Source organism: Streptomyces sp. SPB074 (genome assembly GCF_000154905.1).
Taxonomy (GTDB): Bacteria; Actinomycetota; Actinomycetes; order Streptomycetales; family Streptomycetaceae; genus Streptomyces.
On the sequence record NZ_GG770539.1, the window covers coordinates 1176987 to 1179725 of the forward strand.

The 2739-nt window shown below is 76.6% G+C and carries 1 protein-coding gene; it reads right to left on the reverse strand.

All coding sequences use genetic code 11. From position 1 onward, the window contains the following. On the reverse strand, window positions 1–2739 hold a 2739-nt coding region (locus SSBG_RS04790; protein WP_158677833.1), incomplete at both ends, for a non-ribosomal peptide synthetase.

The window sequence follows — 2739 nt, forward strand, 5'->3', positions numbered from 1 at the left end:
CGATGGCGGCGCGCAGGGCCTCCGGGTCGTCCGCCTCGGCCCGTACGTCCGCGCGCCGCAGCCAGTCGCGTACCTCGTAGCCGTCCGGCTCCGGGACCGTCAGGACGGGCCCCGGTGTGCGCACGAGGCGGGCGCGGAGCATGTCGTGGCGGGCCGCGAGGGCGGCGAGCACGGTGCGGAGACCGTCCTCGGTGAGACCTGCGGGGGTACGGACGAGGGCGGCCTGGTGGTAGGCGGCGAGGGGGCCGCCGCGTTCGACGAGGGACCGCATGATCGGGGTGAGCGCGACGGTCCCCGTGCCGTCGTCGTGCATGGCGCCGCGCTCCCGCGGGGCGAGCGGGCGGGCCAGTGGCGCGAGCGCGGCGACGGTGCGGTGCTGGAGGAACTGGCGCGGGGTCAGGCGCAGTCCGGCGGCGCGGGCCCGGGCGACGAGACTCATGGCGATGATGCTGTCCCCGCCGAAGGAGAAGAAGTCGTCATCGGTGCCGACCGCGTCGGCGGGCAGGCCGAGCGCTTCGGCGAAGAGCTCGCGCAGGGTGTGCTCGGTGGCGTTCTCCGGGGCCCGGCCGCCGCCCGCCGAGGTGAAGTCGGGCGCGGGCAGCGCGGCGCGGTCGAGCTTGCCGTTGGGCAGCAGCGGCAGGCGGTCCAGGACGACGACGGCGGCCGGGACCATGTACTCGGGGAGCGTCGCCGCCGCGTGGGCGCGCAGCGCGGCCGGCTCGGGCGCCGGGGCGCCGGGTGCCGGGGCCGCGTAGGCGATGAGCTGGTGGACGCCGGGGCGGGGCTCCCGGGTGACGACGACGGTGCGGGCCACGGCGGGGTGGCTGTCGATCGCCCGCTCGATCTCGGCGAGTTCGACGCGGTAGCCGCGGACCTTGACCTGGTCGTCGGCGCGTCCGGCGAAGCGCAGGAGTCCTTCCTCCGTCCAGCGGGCGAGGTCGCCCGTGCGGTACATCCGCTCCCCCGCCGGGCCGTAGGGGTCGGCGAGGAAGCGCTCGGCGGTGAGGGCGGGGCGGTCCAGGTAGCCGCGGGCGAGCCCGGGGCCCGCGAGGTACAGCTCCCCGGTGACGCCGGGCGGCACGGGGCGCAGCGCGGTGTCGAGCACGTAGGCGCGCGAGCCGTGCACGGGGCGGCCCACGACGGGTGCGGCCGGGCTGTCCGCGACGCGGCCCACGAGCGCGTCCACGGTCGTCTCGGTGGGCCCGTACAGGTTGACGGCCTCGGTGCCGGGGAGGGCGGCGAGCCTGCGCCACAGGGCGGGCGGCACGGCCTCGCCGCCGAAGCCGACGAGGGCGAGCGGCCACTGGCCGTCCGGTCCGGCCAGCCCGCTGTCGGCCATGCGGTCCAGGAGGGACGGGGTGACCTCGATGAAGTCGATGGCGTGGGCGCGGACGAAGGCGGCGAGGAGTTCGGGGTCGCGGCGCGTCTCCTCGTCGGCGATGTGCAGGGTGTGGCCGTCCAGGAGCCACAGCTGCGGCTGCCAGGAGGCGTCGAAGGCGAACGACCAGGCGTGCGCGACCCGCAGGTGACGGCGGCCGGTGCGGCGGCGGGCCGCCGCGTGGAGGTCGTGGCGGTGGCTGTGGAAGAGGCTCGTGATGTTGCGCTGGGTCACGACGACGCCCTTGGGGCGCCCGGTGGAGCCGGAGGTGAAGAGGACGTACGCGGGGTGTCCGGGCGCGGGCGGGGTGGGCTCGGCCCGGGGCAGGTCCCCGAGCGGGGTGTCGACGCGCAGGACGGGCACCCCCGTGTCCGGGAGGGCCGTCTCCGCGGCGGTGAGGACGAGGACGGGGCGGGCGTCGGTGAGCTGGGCGGTGAGCCTGGCTACGGGAAGCGCGGTGTCCAGCGGCAGGTAGGCGGCGCCCGCGCGCATGACGGCGAGGATCGCGACGAGGTGCTGGGTGGTACGGGGCAGGGCGAGGGCGACGGTCCGTTCGGGCGCGGCGCCGTGCGCGGCGAGGACGCGGGCCAGTTCCTCCGTGTGCCGGTCGAGTTCGGCGAAGGTGAGGCTCGTGCGGCCGTCCGTGACGGCGACGGTGTCGGGGCTCTCGGCGACCTGGGCGGCGAGGAGTTCGGGGATCGTGCCGGGGCGGGCCGCCTCGGGGAGCGCGGTGTCGTTCCAGTCCGTGAGCATCCGCTGCCGCTCGGCGGGGGCGAGGAGTTCGAGCCGTCCGACGGGCAGTTCGGGCTCCCTGGCCATGCCGGTCAGCAGCTCCGCGAGGGCGTCGGTGACGCGCCGCACCGTCGCCGCGTCGAGCAGGTCGGGGCGGAACTCGGCGGTCAGGCGCAGGCGTTCGCCCGGCTCGACGGCCCACGCGAAGGGGTAGTGCGTGGAGTCCGCGTGCTCGCGGACGGTGGCGCGCGGGGCCTCGCCCCGGGCGGGCTCCTCCGCGACGGGGTAGGACTCGAACACCACGAGGGTGTCGAAGAGTTCCCCGAGCCCGGCCGCGCGCTGGATGTCCGCGAGGCCGAGGTGCTGGTGCGCCAGGAGCCGGGACTGCTCGTCCTGGAGCCGTGCGAGGAGCGCGGCGGCGCTCTCGTCCTGGCGCAGCCGTACACGTACCGGCACGGTGTTGATGAAGAGGCCGATCATGGCCTCCGCGCCCGCCAGTTCGGGGGAGCGCCCGGCGACGGTGGCGCCGAAGACGACGTCGGTGCGGCCGGTGAGGCGGCCGAGGAGGATGCCCCAGGCGGCCTGCACGAGGGTGTTGAGGGTGACGCCCCGGGAGCGCGCGAACGCCT